Source organism: Sporosarcina limicola (assembly GCF_014873855.1).
Classification (GTDB): domain Bacteria; phylum Bacillota; class Bacilli; order Bacillales_A; family Planococcaceae; genus Sporosarcina; species Sporosarcina limicola.
The window spans coordinates 1-17,303 of the sequence record NZ_JADBEL010000021.1; the positions used below are offsets into that span (position 1 = coordinate 1).

The following is a 17,303-nucleotide window of genomic DNA, read 5'->3' on the forward strand; positions in this document are numbered from 1 at the left end:
ATACTTAAAAGGTTGAACCGCCGTATACCGAACGGTACGTACGGTGGTGTGAGAGGTCGGCTGATCAAATAATGATTAGCCTCCTACTCGATTGTCGATTTAAAGAGGAATTCGTATTTAAAACGCCGAACAATAGAATGATGAACAAATTATCGGGAGTGTCCTGTTCTTGTTCAACAATCGGGCCATTTTGTGAAAAGGTTTCGGTAAAACTTCCAAAGGAGCTGGAGGAATTTGAAGCGAATATTATTACTGATATTAATGGTTTGCAGTATTCTAACTGGATGTGGTGGAAATAAAGAAACCATTTCAGAAATTAATTTAGAAAACGTAAATGATAATGTGAAAAGTTTTATTGAGAATGTAGAAAGCGATGAAAAAGGTTTAGAAACTGGTATTTATATGTACAACGATTCTAAAAATCAACGCTATCTGTATCTAAATCAAGATTTCTTGGATGACGGAAGAGGTTTTGGAGATGTAGATATCAATACGGACGAAAATTCGATTAATATTTACCTGAATGACATCCCTGTTTCTGAGGGGGAAGTAGCCACATATAAGTTATACAAAATCAATCCCAAATGGGACTATGAGTACCTGAAGGTTTTCAAGAATGGTGAGGAAACGCATTTTGCAGGTATTGGGACTTAATAGATTTACTGAAGCAATCGGGCGCGATTGTTGAATTCATCTGTGCCACAATCGGGCCATTTAATTGAATACATTGAATAACATTTTAAAGCAAATTGGAAAGGGCAAGTATACCCAATAAGGGAGGGAAATTGTATGTTGATTAGTTTGATGCAAGGTATAGGGATTTTTTATTATTGGACTTGGTTTATCTGGCCATTTGTGTTTGTTGTTTCATTGGTTTATGCGATTTCATCTTTAGTAAAAGACGATAAAACATCAATGAATCCTGCCATAGTTGCTTCTATATCACTTTTAATAATTCTGGCTGGAGTGACTTCCCCTACATTTAGTTAACCATTAAAGGGCGCGATTGTTTAATAAGCGTCTCTTTTTTCTACTTCAACTAACGAGGCAGGTTAGTTCAATAAGAAAAAATGGACTTTTGATATTTTTATATGGAAAATTTAATAAAAATTGGAACTTATATTCGATTCAAACGTATTAAAGTAAAGAAGCAGGTTAGTTCAATAATGATTCTTTTTGCTCGTCTAATTCGTATGCAATATAAAAATCATACCTTTTTGTATTATATAACAATTATAGAATCATAATTTCGTTTCCTACTTTATAACAACTCCAATCGATAAACTATTTATAAAATTATTCAAAGGGGTTTATGCTGATGCTGACGATACCAGAATCAATACAACCATCAATCGTCTATGTTACCACCGCTTATTTTATTTTCTTACTCCTTTTTGTTTTTTTCAGAGTTGTTGTTTTCAATTTTGCCCTAAAAAACATTAAACGCCCACTAAGCATCGCTTACGATATTTCTCTTTTCGTCATTACAACACTTTGGTTCCTTTATCTACATTTACAAGACTATATTTATTACAGTTACGATTCCCCCACATTATTATTTGTTGGTTCAGCCTATTTCGTTTCAATAGTCGATTTCATATACAATTATTTTTCATATAAAAAAATAAAATCCACGAATTTGTAAACTCGTGGATTTTTATTCTTATCGCTTGTAAGGTACTTACCCAATAGCAGTCCACTGACAATCAGTGTAAATATTTGTACTTCAACTAACGGGTGCTTTAGTGCAACAATAGGAGATCGTCTATTGCCGGTCTTTTAAATTTGCTCTCAATACGAACATCAAAAAGGCCACCAATCCTAAATGGACGGTCGCCTTTTTTATTTGGGTACAATATTACATTCTATTAGCAACACTAACCATTCTTAAAATATGCCACCAAGCGTTTTTTTATTAGCCCCAATGTAGCCCCAACAACATGCTTCATCATGCTTTATCTTGCATTATCGTATTAAACAAAAATTTATCAAAAGGTTGAAGTAACGAGGTTACAGATGAATAACGGTGTATAATGCGTTATGAAAATGTTATAGCACGTACTATTCAATAGTAGCAAGAAAGCTTATACTACAAGGGTTCCGACCTGCTAAAACTACGATGTCCCCCCAAATGGTCCCCCAAACTCAATAATTAACGGCTTCACTGAATGCTTTGACAGACTCTATCTCAAGTTCCTTAAATGAGTGGCCGTACACTCTTAGGACCATCTCCGGAGTATTCCCTAGGCGGTCTGCAATTGTATTCAGCGGTGTGCCTTTGCTGATTAAGATGGTAGCATGAGTATGCCTAAGTCCGTGTGGTGTGATGCTTTTTACTCCAGTCTTCTTGACGATACGTTTAATCGGTCCGCACACTGATTTAACACTAATGGGGGTCGCGTATCTTTCAGAGATAAGTACATATTCTGATTCAGACCATATTTCCCCGTAGGTAAGCATTATTTTTTTACACCAAGTCCGATAGATTTTCAATTGATTTAACAATATATCGTCCACAAAAAATGTCCGGTAACTATTATTAGTTTTCGGCTTTCTGTCACCATGACTGTCGCGAGTGCGTTCAATTGTAATTGTTTTTCGTTCGAAATCGATATTGGTCCACCGAAGCCCTAGCATTTCTCCTCTTCTCATCATTTACGACTGTTATTTTATTGAATCTGTTGCGCGGAAGAATTTCATCTTCGACAGCAGCATTAACAGCGATTTTAAAAATGTTGTGATAAAGTTGGACGCTACCTGGATCATACTTCTTCAGCAGAGCGTTAATATACTTTTGCTTGTAAGTTGTACGATCTAGCGTTGTTAATTTTTCCTTTCCAAGCAACGGCTTGATGACTAGTCGATTCGCTTGTTCACGTTGTACACGTGTACTGATTTCCCAATCATTCTTATTCGCCTCAAACCAACTATCCATCCATTCCGCAACGGTGATATTCTCATTATCAACACGTTTAACATGACCGTTAATCAAATCCGTTTTAATTTTCAGTAATTCTCTAATTGCTATGTTCTCTGAGGCTAATCCCTGTTTAGGTTTTTCGCGGCGATTCTTTAACGCGTCATAGTACCGATGTCGGTATCCCCACAACTTTTCACCTTCGGCATTGAAATAATGAAATACCTCAGATTCTTTCTTTGAGGGATATTTCTTCGGCTTCTTCTTTGTAGTTTTCATCATGTTTATCTCCCTTTTGCGTTGACAGGCGCACGGTGGGGGATAGATATGGGCATCACCTCCTTTCATGAATCGAATGTACGTTCACTTTATAGTTAAAAGAAAACTCACCAAAGGAAAGGTGAGTTTAGATGAAGCCGCTTTTTATTTAATCGCAAACCCTAACACGCCGATAATTAGTGCTGTAGCAATACCGACAGAAGTTAAGATAGTGGTGATTAAAAAACGCCGTGATTCTTTTTGATCAATCGAAAGTTGAGTCTTAAAAGAGTTAAATTTAGTTTCCAAGCTGCCATCAATTTTCATGTGTAGGTGGTCGATTTTTTCGGATAACAATTTTTCTTGAGTGATAAATTTTTCGTCCATCGATTTTGCCAACGCACCGATTCGACCATCGATGTATTCTTTTGGTGTAATATCCAAATTACTCACTCCTTTAGCTGTATTTATCGAATCCTCATCGGATGAGGTTTCATATTTTGAGGCAAGAACTTCTGCGATAGAATCTATTATTCCGATTCTTATTTCTTCTATATATTCGGCACTACTTATTTAGAATTAACTAGGTGGTATACCTCACCAGTATAACGAACAAATCTAGCGTGAGGCCATCACCAAGCGATAAATCGGTGTTGGAAGAACATTCTATTTGTTAAGTGCTGACTATATATTATATCATTTTCTGGATAAAAGGATCCTATCACGCCTCTGAAATTATTGTGACTTTCTATTTTTACAAGATTATCCGCCATATTACTCATCCTCACTAGTAATATTCAATTTAGTACTGAAAAGGGAATTGGAAGAATGGTTTAACATTAAATTTATATCAGAACTTTTTTTCACTTCAGTTGCCGAGTAAATAATTTCAAGTGAATAATAATTCCAAACGAAGTCCTCACTTGGGAATTTTTTTGTTTCCGGGAATATCTAATGTTGTGAAAAACTGAAGGTTATCATGACTTAAAAACTTCTCGTCACAATAAAATTGAGAAGACGAGAGAACTTCAAAATTCTTTCCTCCATTTTGGTAAACTATATATGTTGAACTTATGATCTTCACCTAATCTCCAGCGAAGGCGTCTTACTGGGGTAGCCGAAGCGATTGGTTTTCTAGCAGGCTTATCGCGGGAGGCATCCCCAAGCGCCAAGTGATGTTGAAGGGATTCTTTAGTTCAATCTATATAGATGGAAAGTTACAGTTTCAAAGTATAGAAACCTCTTATTGTCTTCTTGGATTTCCGGATGAAGTTCTTTGAACCAATCTGATTCAAGATCTTTTTCATTGCATACATTGCCTCTCCAAAACGATAAACCTAATTTTAGAAATTGATAGCTGTAACCTAGTGATGACTCTGGATCTCTTAAGTAGGGAGTGATAGTATCGAAGAGCTCTATAAGCTCAATAGCTTTTGTATTTAAAATATCGATCCCCTTGAATTTGCATTGAAAGTGGTGTTTAAGATCTTCTATGATAAGATGAATATCTATAACTTTTCCTTCTTCATCGTATTCAAAAAAGAATGAGTCTTCATGGATGTTGTACTTCTCGATGTTTAGTTTACTATAATGTTCTACTTCTTCTATCTTCATTCCAAAATTAAATAAACCAACTGAATGTCCTTCGTTTATTATTAATTCATCCATTTTATTCCTCCAAAAAAGTTGTGTTCATCTGGGAGTAATACAAATCTACTCAATCTCTTATGAATCAGTTTACAGTAGAAATTGCTGAGGCTCTAGTGGGGGACGGGAAGAGATTGTCTATTTCACGGAAACGCAAAAAGCAGACACGCCGAGCGGTCTGCTCTTTACTCCATCACATATCCGTAATATAACCATCCGATCTAATCGAAACATTCCAAATAGAACCGATTCCCTTCACATCTATCCGAAGCCCCGATTGATGATAAAACTCTGAACGGACAGGTTTCTCATATTCAATCACAATTGTATCTTCTTTCTTACCAGTAAGACGAGCAGTGAACAGATTTGTGCTGGCATCTCTTGTAATCTCCGCGATCTGCTCGTGGGCTTTCGTAACAATCTTATGCTCCCCTATATCATCTGCTGTTCCTTGCTTATACGTCGCGGAAAGTTCTTCACTTAACGACTCTACTTCGTAATAAAAATGCGTTTTCTTTGCTTTTGCTTCAATTCCATAGCGTGATTCCTTACCGCTAGCGAAACGTACAGTAGCAATGTACTGACCGGGCTTGTCGATATCAATGCAGACATTCGTGTGATCACATGTTTTGAACGCCACATTGTCGGACAGCTTCTCTCCGTCCATCGTCGTAAGCGAAATGTTTTGGGCTACTTCCTTGTCTCCGAATATCCCTTTTTCTTCGAAGTTGATGTACGGAGTGTCGAGTTGTATGGCTGTCGGCAGAAAATCACTCGTCTCCTCGAGCGTCAATTTCAACTCGTCGTTTTCTTTTTTCACATGCACATAATATTTTTTGTAGTTCTCCGTTTCAAAAAAATGCTTATCAGACAGGATGAAAGTGCCCGTTCCTTCTTTTTTCGGGATCAATTGGATTTTATCGCCCTGATAGCCATCCTTCCATTCCACCAAAATCACATCGAATAGACCAGGATTCATTTCAGTTTCCATAACAAAGAATCGACTCCAGCCAAAATCATTCGCTCCGAGTGTCACCACATTCGTCGGTTTCGCCTCTTCCGTCGCTTTGATCATTTTGGCAGCTTGACCTCTTGTGATGGAGAGATTCGGGCTAAATGTATTGGAAGTCGTTCCTGCCGTAATGCCGAGATGGTGGATGATCAAAACATTCTCGTAATGCGACGAATCCCATTTCCACCCGATATCTTTGAATGGATTCTCTCCGTGCTGGCGCGGTAAATCAAACGCCTTGACCAAAATTGAAGCCATCTGTCCTCGCTTGATTGGATCATTTGGACCGAAACGCCCATCTGGATAACCGCCAATAATACCTTCCTGCGCCATCGCGGCAATCGCCATGTAGTAGCCATTTGCCGTCGGGACATCTTTAAATCCAGGATTCTTGACATTCTTCGTATCCAATTTGATCATCTTCGCAATAATCGCGGCTGCCTGCCCTCTCGTAATGGAATTCCCTGGCTTGAATGTGCCGTCCGGATAGCCTCCGATAATATTGCGTTCCGCCAGATCATTGACTGCTTCTGCGAAGTGCTTTGTTGGCGGCACGTCTTCAAATAGCTGTTTGCTTGCTGCGTTGCCGGATAAAGGAAAACTGCTGGCAAGCAACAGTGCGCCGAATAAAGTGATAGTTTTTTTCTTCATTTGGTTTCTTCCTTTCTATCTTTTTTTATGGGTCGTTGCTGTTGGGTAAGCAACCTACAGACGGAGATATTCAGAAAAAGTTTCGAAAATTTTTTCAGCAGTTTTGGTGAGTGGATGAATTGTTTTGGGTTTTCAAAGTACTAAAGCGGATCACTGTCTTTATTTTATCTGCCGCCTTATAGTCCCCAACTAAATTTGATGGAAGGAGTTTGGAAGTGGTTAAAAGAATCCGTCATCAATACTGTTTTTTTCCCGAATGTAGATAAAATCAAGAAAAACGTCAATGAGTTTCTGAATTGGGTTAATCAAGATCTGGATACCGTGGTAAATAGATTGTACGTTAGGATGTAAAACAAAGGTTCAACTTATATAGTAGAATATATATATAACGAGTCTCTTTCTAGTGTAATTGGATTGATTAGTTTTTTAAGACCATTTAACGTAAAATCGAGTACAATTTCAGTAACTCCATCTTTTTCTAATCTAGCTATAGAACTATTTTCGTGTTCTTTTCCGCTACGGATCGTAATCCGCTGTATACCTGGCATTAAACTCATTGAAGTCAAAAAATCCACCAAACTGGTATTTGTATTAGTGAAAAGTTAAAAGAAAAGCCCTAGGTAGGGCAGTATCATTCAAACCACTCAACTGTTCCCAGTACGCTTTTATGCGTCAACAACGCATCAACTCTCCGGTTAAATATCAATTCCATTCGGTAATACGCGAATTCCTCAGTAACCACGAAGTGATCAGCAATCCCTGTAATCCAATTCCACTTCCTTAGTAGAATCCATACCTATCCGCAACTAGCTTAATATACCCACCAATAAGGTAAAAAAATGCGACAGAGAAGTGGGCGGGGGATTCATCATTGTTGTGACAACTTTCTTATAATATCAATCCGAAGATAATGCTATTCTTGCATCGTCTCCGATGACGTCGGTTCTGTCAGATTTTATTCTCCCTGTTTTTTCTGTTTCATTAATTTTCATCGCCACTCCAAGCTCTCTTGTAACCTTTTTGCCTTTTGAAAATTTAGCTAAGGGAGAAAAAGCACTAGATATCTGTTTTTCCCGCGGGGCAGCTTCATAGACTTCTTCTTGAATTATCTTTTCGCAAACTGAAAAATAAGAATATATTTCTGTTACTCGCAGTGTTTCTTTGACAAAATCCAAAGTACCTAAGAATCTATTGTCGTTGAATGGATCTAAAATTTCTTCCCCTTCCAAAAATATCTCTTTATCATCATCCAACGATATATATCATTAATTTAAGTTAAAAGAAAAGCCCTGGGTAGGGTGATAATTATTCTTTTCTTTTGATACCTAACGCCACTTCTAATTGAGTTAATTTCACAGCAGCCTGCATCATTGCGATATCTGATTCTTCCATAAGTTTTTGAATATCTGCATCAGTTGCGGGCTTTAAATTACTTTCGTTGATTGCTTTAGCCATGTCCTTGTGCGCTATTTGTCTTTTGATCATCGTCATTTGGTAAGCATTTTGGAATTCGCTCAAGAGTTTTTTGTTTTCTTTAGAAAGAAAGTCTCCCTTTAAATCCCCAATCGTTCCGTGTAACCATTTGTATCGTTCTTCGCCTGATTTTAAGTTCTTATATGTATTTGTAGAAGACAAAGATCCTTCTGAGAATTGGAGCAATGTAGATTTCCAGTAATCTGCATGAGTTATATCGAATTCCTTCATAATTTTATCGATTTCAGGCTTCAGCTTTTCATTGTATACTTTACTTTCTTCCTGCTCTGTCAACTCATTTTTCTCTGTGTTTTTTTCACTCTTTTCACTCGTCATTGCGATAACGGCAATTATTAACGGAAAAATCATTATGATTCCGAAGCAACCCAAACAGCCGAAAGGTTTTTTCTTTTTAATTGGCAGAACGGGAATATTATTCGATTCATCCTTGCTTATTTCAACAATTTGTTTTTCTGTATTAGGAATTAGTCCTTTTTTCATTTTGTCAAACTCTTCTTGCGTAATGACTCCTTCATCCAGCAATTTTTTAAGTTTTTTAATTTCATCTGCGATACTCAAATCTATAAGCCCCCTTCTATTTGTTGCTCATCGAACATTCCGTAAATTGTTAAGATGCGAAACCTCTTCAGGCATGCTATACATGTTAGCAATCTCGTTGATTGAAAGACTATTATCTTTGTACTCGTAGATAACGTCATCAGAAAGTAGTAACTCAACCGCAAAAGTGTTTGCTTCAATTTCGATTCTTTCTATAGAGAAAAACGTATTTTTCTTCAAAAAAGGTGTATTAGCATTTGGATGTAATATTGCATGTCCTAATTCGTGTGCACAGATGAATTTTTGTAATGCTTCTTTGGCATCATTATTGATGTGAATGAACTGAATCCGCTTGTAACGATTGTAATATCCTAAAGTGCCCCCTAGCATTTCAAAAAACAGAAATACCTTTATATTGAGCGATTTCAAAAGGATCGTTCGACTCACATTCTTTAATCAGCCTAGTAGCTGCTTTTTTGGCACAATCATCACTCCTTTGTAAGTTTTTTAGTCTCTATATTTTTTAGGAGTGAATTTTTGTTTGGCCAGCCGCTTTGCTAATCGCATAGAGTTTTCCAACGAAGCGATAAGAAGTTCTTTATCTTCATCGTCTATCTCTTCTATTGTTTGTCCGTCGAATTGAGAGTAAACCCCCTCTTTTCCGAGGTTACTTATCATATTTTGTAAATCCTTCGCGATATCTCGTTCATCTTTTGTTGTTAATTCCGGAGGGGTTGAATCCCAATCGTTTTCTTCGTTATCCGTCTTCCCTTCTATATAACCCGCAACCCTCATTAATTCTTCGTAGGGATAGCTATAGGCCTCAGCTAACCGTTTTAGAGTATCTGGCGATGGGTGTATAGGTTTTTTCGAACCTCTTCTGTAACCCTTTTCTATATCAGCTATATACGTATGGCTTAATTGCGTAACGTCTGCAATTTCCCTTAAAGACTTTTTACCTCGTAATTTTTTAAACAACTCTCCTAAACTGTTCATATCAACCCACCTTGTAAACTCTATTTAACATAGTGTAAACCATATGCAACAAATTAATAAGCTATTTTAATTAAAAAACTTGTAGAACATAGTTGACAATCTGTTGCACATATATCACTACAAAGGTCGTAAGCAATGTGAAACATCTTCGTATTAGTCAAGAGTTCGACTTAACGCAAGAGGAATTAGCTAAAGCTTTAGGAGTTTCAAGACATACGATTATATCTATAGAAAACGGTGGTAACACGACGGGTAAAATGGTGATGAAAATTGCGGAGTTCTTCAGAAAAGATCCGAGGGCAAATTTTTTATAGATGATGTTGCACATAGAATACAGAAGAGTTAATCGGAACCAGAAGAAAAAACAGTAGTCTAACAGCATCCTCATGTCAAAGTGGTGGAGAAATCGCATAGAGGGGATTTAATCAGTAACCCACATACAATCAACGGGAGTGGGGAAGACGGATAGGGAGGTGAGAGGGATGACAGAGGAACGCAAACAGGAAATCATCGAAGAACAGATTGGGTTGTTGGTGAAGCTAAACGAGGAATGCGAACCCGAACAAATCATACTAAACTGCGAAATCAGACGTGTTGATTATTCAGAATTAGGTAGACAAGTCCTGTCATTTGCAAAGTAATTATACAGAAAAAAGCCAGCGTATCCTCCAGAAGCATTCGTAGAAAAGAAGTAGGCGATAGTTTTGGTCTATAAATTGAGGCCTTTGTCTGTTGGTGAAGCCAGATTAGTAGTACATATGCGATTAGCGCCGCAAACAGCTGACTAAACACTGCATTTTCAGTCGTGCCAACTAACATTGGCACATTCAGGCTTTGTTTAATCCAGCGAAAAAAAGACTCAATTCCCCAGCGTGCTTTATACATATCGGCGATTACTTCAGCGGACACGTTGAAAAGACTTGTCACTACACAGATTTCATTTCCGTCGTTGTCTTTAAAAAAGACGACACGATGCCGTATTTCCGAACGCGATTGAATCGTGCCTAGAAGACAGGTAATGTCCCGCGTGACGTTCGAGTCTTTTGGTGGCACACGTAACAGTGACTTTTTACAAGAGAGCGTTCCTTTTTGTCGATTTTTTATGGAAATTTGTTCATAATCAACACGCCTGGCTTGACATATTACTACTGGGCTTCAATAAGTGATTGAATATTGTTATATATTTCTATTAATCAACGAATGGGTAACGGATAATGGATTTGCAATGTGGAATAGAACTATATACTCGGCACTTAGCAAATGGAAAGCAAGGAACATATATGTAGAAATAAAAAATACCTCAAACATCGCTTCTACGCTAGATTTGCTCATTGGTTTCGTGAGTATTTTTCAGTTTCCACTGATTTGTACCTCATTAGGTAGCACCCCCTAATGAATTACAAATAAATAGTGCCGAGTATATAGAACAAAATTTTAAGGTTAATTTCACAGTCTCTTTAATGATTTGAAAGAAAAAAGCAGGGATTTTATGGAGGAATAACCTGCTTTTTCTAAACTGCATTCAGACAATCTATTTTGTTATTCCTAATCGTCTCGCTTCTTTAAGCCAATGAGGGAATTCATTAAACAGTCGATTATAAAGGTCTTCATCACTAAATAAACGCGTTCATTTCTACAATAAGAGGGGACATTGAAAATAATATACACCTTAAAAGTTCGTGAAATCGAAGAAAATGTTCAATAAACAAGGTAGTACTTATTGAGCTAAACGGGTTGCTTTAGTTGAAGAAGATAGAGAACCTCATCATACGAGGTCCTCTCTTTATTTTCGCAAAAATAAACAATATCATAATATAGCACGTCTGTTGATTAGCTAGTTTTTCCCAATAAAAACATAGAAAAAAGACACCCCATTCTGATATGATGTAATGCGACAAAACAAACATCTATATACAGGAAGGGTGTCCTAAGGGGAGGATTGAACTGCATCCTTCCTTTAGGAAACAGTTTAGCACAATTTCAAAGCTTTTATCTACCCTAATTTCACCAGAAGAATTGATGGAACTGGTTAGGTCGCTTTTCAAGTCTTGAATGTTAATTCATGAATGCATTAAACTGTATATATAGATTGTCGAATAAAGATATAATTTGTCGATTATACCCTACTTTAGACATATTTACCTGAAAAATAAAGGTTTTTCTTCTTTATTGGTAGAATAGGTTATTTAAGAATTTGCGCAAATTCTACTAAACATATAGGAGGAGTTTTTATGAGGAAGATGAAGAAAAATATTGTCGGAGTAATAGGACTGGTTTTATTGATGTCGTTTGGTCCAATTTTCAATCAAGCATCTGCATCATCAAGTGATAGGGTAACAGAGAATCAACTCAATCCACAGGAGAAGTATGTTGAAATAATAAGAACTATTTATCATGTACCAGTACCTGAATTTTATTATGAAGATGCCGATGGTTATAAAGGATATATTTATTTTTTAAGAACTCTCTCCCTACCCTCCCCATACCCTGAGTTCAAAACAAGGGCAGTATATGGTGGAATTGTTTATCGTTAAGATATGTGTCCGATAGACGACATGTAGCTTGATACCGGATAGCTCGCACGAAAAGATGCCCAGGTAAATCAATTCTTACCGCTGATGATCATCGTAGAATCCACAAGGAGGAGAGCTAGTTTATCCGACGTTTTGGACGATTGTGTAGCAAATGGAATCTTAAGGAATCCAATCGCGGGTGGTAAACGTATTGAAGTTTAAGGGGAAAAATTAAGGAAGCCCTGGTGCTAACAAGACTAATAAAATTAAAGGCGGCCATTCCATTGTGAATGGTCGCTTTTTTCATTTAATCTTTTATGCAATAGTTCTTGTTTTGTTTGACCGTATCAATGGGACATACGGTGCGCTCATCTTTGTACAAATCTTACCTGAGCCGTCCTCACGCAGATCGACCAACCAGGTTAACCATAAGTCTGATCGGCATCGTCTCACACCCTCCGGCGTCAAATCCACCTCAAGATTCAATGTATCACTCTCATTCATTCGCATGATCCATGACTGAATATGCTCTTCATCCGTATTCAATTTCATGTTTTGGTCAGCCTCAAGCTTTTTGTCTATCTTCCAGGTTTTTTTATCCCGCATTAACGGTGGGCAGACTAAATATGCGATGTCCTGTGCGTCGAAAAACCTCTAATGATTGAAGTTTCACTTTATCTGCCAAATTACACATCGCTCTCAACTGTTAATAATAGATTGATATAACCGATAACATTATTATTGGTGCGAAAGGGGATTATTTATTGGACATCCGAGAATTATATAAAAAAATCAACCAAAGTATGGACGATTTAGACTTAGTTTCAGCTAGAAAGTACATGGAGGAAAACCTAGATTTATTAAATAAAAACAAACTACATCTTCGAAGTAATGCACGGGAATTATTGAAATTTATTGTAGATAATGCCGATGCAGAAACTGAACCTTTGAACCGAAGGGATATGATTACGATATACTCGATAAATACGTTTGCTTCCAAATTTGATATAAGGGGCCTGAGATTTACAATCAAAAACAATATGGATTTGTTAATGAGAGAAGATGTCAAACACTACTTAAATGCAGATGCAAAAGCTTTGTTAAAGGGAATGTCTGCAATCCAGATAGAGGATTAATTAATAGTAAGTGAAATGAGCGCATTTTAGAGCGTTCTTTTTTATTGTTGGACCTACCTATATTGAATATGAAAGGAAGCTGAAGAGAGTGAATGTTCTACTTGCACCATCAAACGAACAGATTGCTAGATGGATTGAAAATTACGTGCCGGAAAAAGATCTGTTTTTCGTGAGAGAAGAGCAATTGCCAAAGTTCAATAACTATCTACATAACACATTAGTCATCCTTAAAGATGAGTTTTTCAAACACGCCACCTATCTACAAATCCAACTGGCAAATAGTTATGAGTACTGGAATATTTCAAAGGACATCGAGTACGTTATTGTGGCACAACCGGATTGGATAACTAGTCTTGCAGCTTCAGACAAAGAAGCTCTCCTCAGAATACAGATTAGTGTGGGTCGGGGGCTAATTTTCCCGCTAGACTTGTTCTCTGCTATTGATGTAGTACCAGTAGAGTATATTTTGGAAGAGAAGGAAAAACAGTATGTTGTTCTTCAATATGATATGTGGAATAAGCTTCCCTTTTCTAGTAAAGAGGAAACGATTAAAGCCTATGCGCTTCTATGGGACAATTGGTTGTGTTCAGCAGTTCCTATGAATATACCGGCACATTTAAAATCATTCGCAAATACCTTTTCTGAAAAAGCAGGTGCTAACTGTTTGGCAGCAACGCTATTTGCGGTCAGTAGTCAACCTGAATATCAAGAATGGATTATACATGAATGGGTCCACCAAAAGACTTTTTTGGCAGGATTGAAAAATGCCTCTTATAAACAAACGGAAGAGGAACTTCATGAAGCGGATGTCGTTGCGTGGGTTAATGAAGAAGGTGTCATTCAACATGCAGCCTACCATATTGGAAATCAATTATTTTTCAATAAAAACGGACAGACTTTCTTCAATCCATGGAAAGTCATACATTTAAATGAATTGAATGAGGAATGGAAGAAGTTCAGTGTACGCATTTATCGGAAGTTTGCATAGAATGGATTTTATATTATAAGAAAAACTTGCTAAAGTAATATGTTTCTTGTAGTATGATAAATAATTCATTTTGATTTGTTCTAAATATTTTTGAAAAACGATGACAAAGACATGAATTATTTTGATGGTTGCCAGAGAGGGAAGAAAAGCTGAGATCTTCCTAACGCGGATAAATAATTTACCACTTTTGAGTTGCATTAGTGAAAGTTAGTAGCTAATGCCGTCCCTGCTACGTTACAGCACCATAAGCTAACTCCATTGATTGATGGACGTTAGAAATTTGGGTGGAATCACGGGTAAACACACTCGTCCCTTTCGTAGGGACGAGTGTGTTTATTTTTTTGATATTTACTAATACTTTTGAAAAGCGATGACAAAGACATGAATTATTTTGATGGTTTACAGAGAGGGAAGAACAGCTGAAATCTTCCTAACGCAGAAAAATAATTTACCACTTTCGAGCTGCATTAGAGAAATTAAGTATCTAATGCCGTCTATGCTACGTTACAGCGCCATAAGTAAATACGATTGTTTGATGGTATTTAAAAGTTTGGGTGGAAACACGGGTAATCATACTCGTCCCTTTATTTGGGACGGGTATTTTTTATAGATAAAAATAGAAGAGGTGCTATGAAAATGACTAATAAACAAATTGAGATTCGGTTTCCAGATGGTAGCCAAAAAAAGTTTCCGTTCGGAGTATCAGTAGCAGATATTGCACAATCAATTAGCTTAAGCTTGAAAAAGAACGTAGTAGCGGGAAAAGTGAACGACCGATTATATGATTTGTCACACTGCATTATGGAAGACGCTACACTAACTTTAATCACAAAGAATTCAGAACAAGGACTCCAAATCTTAAGACATACGACTGCACATGTTCTGGGGCAAGCCGTTAAAAGACTTTATGATAAGGCCAAATTAGGGGTTGGACCTGTTATTGAAAATGGTTTTTTCTATGATTTCGAATTATCCAGTAGCCTCACTCCTGGTGATTTAACAGCGATTGAAAAAGAAATGCAATTAATCATTAAGGAAAATCTAGCAATTGAGAGAATGGAAGTAACATATGAAGAGGCTAAGAAGCTATTTGAAAACAGGGAAGAGTTGTTTAAATTACAATTGTTAAAAGACATCCCCGTAGATGAAAAAATAGCGCTTTATAAGCAAGGAGAGTTTGTCGATCTTTGTCGTGGGCCACATCTTCCGTCAACGGGTTCTATAAAAGCTTTCAAGTTAACACATTTTTCAGGAGCCTATTGGCGCGGCGATAGTAAAAATCAGGTTATGCAACGTATTTATGGATTTGCATTTTTGAATAAGAAAGACTTGAGCCAGCATCTATTTCTTTTGGAAGAAGCAGAGAAAAGAGATCATCGTAGACTAGGTAAGCAATTAGAGTTATTTATGTTCTCGGAAGAGGCACCTGGAATGCCTTTCTACTTACCAAAAGGGCAGGTGATACGAACAGAGTTGGAAGGTTTCTCACGAGAGCTTCAAACAAAAGCAGGGTACAAGGAAGTACGTACACCGTCTATGATGAATCAGCGTCTATGGGAACAATCAGGTCACTGGGATCATTACCATGAGAATATGTACTTTTCCGAAGTAGAAAATATGAAGTTTGCGATGAAACCCATGAACTGTCCGGGGCATATGCTGATATTCAAAAACAGTCTTCATTCGTACCGTGATTTACCCATTAGAATGGCTGAATTCGGTCAAGTCCATCGACATGAATTTAGTGGTGCGCTCAATGGATTGTTAAGAGTTCGCACTTTTTGCCAAGACGATGCGCATATTTTTGTAAGACATGACCAAATTGAAAGTGAAATAAAGCATGCTTATCATTTGATTGATGAAGTATATCGTGTTTTTGGTTTTAATTATTCTGTAGAACTTTCAACAAGACCGGAGCAGTCATTAGGAAGCGATGAACTTTGGAAGGATTCCGAAGAGGCTTTGAGGAATGTTCTGGAGAGTCTAGACATTAAGTATCAATTGAATGAAGGGGACGGAGCGTTTTATGGCCCTAAAATCGATTTTCATATCAAGGATGCACTTGGACGTAGCCACCAATGCGCAACAATTCAACTAGATTTCCAAATGCCGGATAAGTTCGATCTAATTTATATTGATGAAAACAATGACAAAGTTCGTCCAGTCGTTATTCATCGCGCAATTTTCGGGTCGATTGATCGCTTCTTCGGTATATTAATTGAACATTTTGCAGGCGCATTTCCAATATGGCTGGCACCTATTCAAGTCCAAATCGTACCTGTTTCAAACGTTCATTTGGACTATGCACTAAAAGTACAGTCCTCTTTAAGAAATAAAGGTGTACGGGTCGAAATTGACGATCGAAATGAAAAACTTGGCTATAAAATAAGAGAAAGTCAAATTCAAAAAATCCCGTATATGCTTGTACTTGGTGATGCTGAAGTCAACGAAGGTACGGTAAATGTTCGGAAATTTGGAAATCAAGACTCAGAGAGTTTATCATTAGAAGAGTTCAATAGACTGATTAAACAACAAATAGAAGAGCGGTCTTTGAGTCATGTAATAGACGAAAGGGGAAATGAGCAATGAACGTTAGGTTGGTAAAACCAACAATCGAGTTACAAGATGAGTACATGTCATTTTACGAGGAATGGGGGGGTTCTGGAGAGGAATTCATCCCATGGGTTATTGGGAAGGATCCTACCGATTTTGGTGAAATGGTGAAGGAACTACAAAATGCAGAAAAAGGCATTGGATTGCGGCCTGGTTGGGTTCCTGATACCACATATTGGCTTGTAAATAGTGAACGGCGTGTGTTGGGAGCAGTTAATATACGTCATGATCTGACCGAGCATCTTCGAAATGTTGGTGGACATATTGGCTATGGAATAAGGCCGAGTGAGCGAAAAAAAGGATTTGCGACTAAAGTACTTGAGCTTTCATTGGTCAAAATGAAAGCATTGGAAATTAATAAGGTTTTGGTAGTGTGCGACGAGGTAAATGTCGGTTCCGAGAAGACAATCCTTAATAATGGCGGAGTTCGGGATGAGGATTATGTGGATGAGAACGGAAACGTCGTGAGGCGCTTTTGGATTGAAATAAGCTAAGGTTTTAGTAGAGGGATATTCAAAAAGGAACTCTAGTCGAGTTCCTT

At 37.4% G+C, this 17,303-nt stretch carries 19 protein-coding genes, 2 pseudogenes and 2 other annotated features; of the genes and pseudogenes, 10 read left to right on the plus strand and 11 right to left on the minus strand.

Translation table 11 applies throughout. From position 1 onward, the window contains the following. Positions 1-234: 234 nt before the first annotated feature. Both H4683_RS15500 and H4683_RS15505 read left to right on the plus strand, forming a co-directional pair. A complete protein-coding gene (locus H4683_RS15500) occupies positions 235-654 on the plus strand; it encodes a hypothetical protein (protein WP_192599744.1) in 420 nt (139 codons plus the stop codon). Positions 655-789: 135 nt separating this feature from the next. Next, on the plus strand, positions 790-990 hold the full coding sequence (locus H4683_RS15505) for a hypothetical protein (RefSeq protein WP_192599745.1): 201 nt from the start codon (positions 790-792) through the stop codon (positions 988-990). Positions 991-2,145: 1,155 nt separating this feature from the next. Here H4683_RS15505 and H4683_RS22615 read toward each other — a convergent pair. The 4 genes and pseudogenes from H4683_RS22615 to H4683_RS15525 form a co-directional block, all read right to left on the minus strand. After that, a pseudogene (locus H4683_RS22615) lies at positions 2,146-3,196 on the minus strand (tyrosine-type recombinase/integrase). 144 nt (positions 3,197-3,340) lie between these two features. Further along, positions 3,341-3,619 carry a hypothetical protein gene (locus tag H4683_RS15515; protein ID WP_192599746.1) on the minus strand — a complete coding sequence of 93 codons (279 nt, stop codon included), beginning with the start codon at positions 3,617-3,619 and terminating at the stop codon, positions 3,341-3,343. A 747-nt stretch (positions 3,620-4,366) separates the two neighbouring features. Then, entirely contained in the window at positions 4,367-4,843 is a 477-nt protein-coding gene (locus H4683_RS15520) for a hypothetical protein (RefSeq protein ID WP_192599747.1), read from the minus strand. Positions 4,844-5,015: 172 nt separating this feature from the next. Beyond that, a complete protein-coding gene (locus tag H4683_RS15525; RefSeq protein ID WP_192599748.1) occupies positions 5,016-6,485 on the minus strand; it encodes an S-layer homology domain-containing protein in 1,470 nt (489 codons plus the stop codon). A 153-nt stretch (positions 6,486-6,638) separates the two neighbouring features. Between H4683_RS15525 and H4683_RS22435 the strand changes: the two genes are divergently transcribed. Next, a complete protein-coding gene (locus tag H4683_RS22435) occupies positions 6,639-6,836 on the plus strand; it encodes a transposase (RefSeq protein ID WP_225942139.1) in 198 nt (65 codons plus the stop codon). Positions 6,837-7,381: 545 nt separating this feature from the next. Here H4683_RS22435 and H4683_RS15535 read toward each other — a convergent pair. The 4 genes from H4683_RS15535 to H4683_RS15550 are packed head-to-tail and all read right to left on the minus strand — an operon-like array spanning position 7,382 to position 9,512. Next, entirely contained in the window at positions 7,382-7,738 is a 357-nt protein-coding gene (locus H4683_RS15535) for a hypothetical protein (RefSeq protein WP_192599749.1), read from the minus strand. A gap of 52 nt (positions 7,739-7,790) precedes the next feature. Next, complete coding sequence (locus tag H4683_RS15540; protein WP_225942131.1) at positions 7,791-8,537, minus strand: SHOCT domain-containing protein; 747 nt, start codon at positions 8,535-8,537, stop codon at positions 7,791-7,793. A gap of 27 nt (positions 8,538-8,564) precedes the next feature. After that, positions 8,565-8,963, minus strand: coding sequence for an ImmA/IrrE family metallo-endopeptidase (locus tag H4683_RS15545; protein WP_338062482.1), 399 nt, complete (start codon positions 8,961-8,963; stop codon positions 8,565-8,567). Positions 8,964-9,023: 60 nt separating this feature from the next. Then, positions 9,024-9,512: a helix-turn-helix domain-containing protein gene (locus tag H4683_RS15550; protein ID WP_192599750.1), complete on the minus strand. Its 489-nt coding sequence runs from the start codon at positions 9,510-9,512 to the stop codon at positions 9,024-9,026. 137 nt (positions 9,513-9,649) lie between these two features. Here H4683_RS15550 and H4683_RS15555 point away from each other — a divergent pair, with 137 nt between their 5' ends. Together H4683_RS15555 and H4683_RS15560 are read left to right on the plus strand one after the other, a co-directional pair. After that, complete coding sequence (locus H4683_RS15555; RefSeq protein ID WP_192599751.1) at positions 9,650-9,826, plus strand: helix-turn-helix domain-containing protein; 177 nt, start codon at positions 9,650-9,652, stop codon at positions 9,824-9,826. A 168-nt stretch (positions 9,827-9,994) separates the two neighbouring features. Continuing rightward, positions 9,995-10,153, plus strand: a complete 159-nt coding sequence (locus H4683_RS15560) for a hypothetical protein (protein WP_192599811.1) — start codon at positions 9,995-9,997, stop codon at positions 10,151-10,153. Here H4683_RS15560 and H4683_RS15565 read toward each other — a convergent pair. Continuing rightward, positions 10,098-10,565, minus strand: a complete 468-nt coding sequence (locus H4683_RS15565; RefSeq protein WP_420826567.1) for a transposase — start codon at positions 10,563-10,565, stop codon at positions 10,098-10,100. The genes H4683_RS15560 and H4683_RS15565 overlap by 56 nt on opposite strands. 478 nt (positions 10,566-11,043) lie before the next feature. Beyond that, positions 11,044-11,118 (minus strand): annotated as a pseudogene (locus H4683_RS22440) (VWA domain-containing protein); the annotation flags it as partial. A gap of 625 nt (positions 11,119-11,743) precedes the next feature. Here H4683_RS22440 and H4683_RS15570 point away from each other — a divergent pair. Next, positions 11,744-12,046, plus strand: coding sequence for a hypothetical protein (locus H4683_RS15570; protein ID WP_192599752.1), 303 nt, complete (start codon positions 11,744-11,746; stop codon positions 12,044-12,046). A 294-nt stretch (positions 12,047-12,340) separates the two neighbouring features. On the opposite strand, the gene H4683_RS15575 is transcribed toward H4683_RS15570, so the two are convergent. Then, positions 12,341-12,577, minus strand: a complete 237-nt coding sequence (locus H4683_RS15575; protein ID WP_192599753.1) for a hypothetical protein — start codon at positions 12,575-12,577, stop codon at positions 12,341-12,343. A gap of 212 nt (positions 12,578-12,789) precedes the next feature. Here H4683_RS15575 and H4683_RS15580 point away from each other — a divergent pair, with 212 nt between their 5' ends. The 4 genes from H4683_RS15580 to H4683_RS15595 all read left to right on the plus strand — a co-directional run bounded on the left by H4683_RS15580 (position 12,790) and on the right by H4683_RS15595 (position 17,256). After that, positions 12,790-13,161 (plus strand): hypothetical protein, encoded by a 372-nt coding sequence (locus H4683_RS15580; RefSeq protein ID WP_192599754.1) that lies wholly within the window; start codon positions 12,790-12,792, stop codon positions 13,159-13,161. An 88-nt stretch (positions 13,162-13,249) separates the two neighbouring features. Next, complete coding sequence (locus H4683_RS15585; RefSeq protein WP_192599755.1) at positions 13,250-14,149, plus strand: hypothetical protein; 900 nt, start codon at positions 13,250-13,252, stop codon at positions 14,147-14,149. A gap of 91 nt (positions 14,150-14,240) precedes the next feature. After that, positions 14,241-14,466: a binding site (T-box leader), on the plus strand. A 44-nt stretch (positions 14,467-14,510) separates the two neighbouring features. Next, positions 14,511-14,736, plus strand: a binding site (T-box leader). Between the two features lie 49 nt (positions 14,737-14,785). Then, positions 14,786-16,738 carry a threonine--tRNA ligase gene (gene thrS, locus H4683_RS15590; protein ID WP_192599756.1) on the plus strand — a complete coding sequence of 651 codons (1,953 nt, stop codon included), beginning with the start codon at positions 14,786-14,788 and terminating at the stop codon, positions 16,736-16,738. Continuing rightward, on the plus strand, positions 16,735-17,256 hold the full coding sequence (locus H4683_RS15595; protein ID WP_192599757.1) for a GNAT family N-acetyltransferase: 522 nt from the start codon (positions 16,735-16,737) through the stop codon (positions 17,254-17,256). The genes thrS and H4683_RS15595 overlap by 4 nt, the downstream gene beginning before the upstream one ends. Positions 17,257-17,303: the final 47 nt, after the last annotated feature.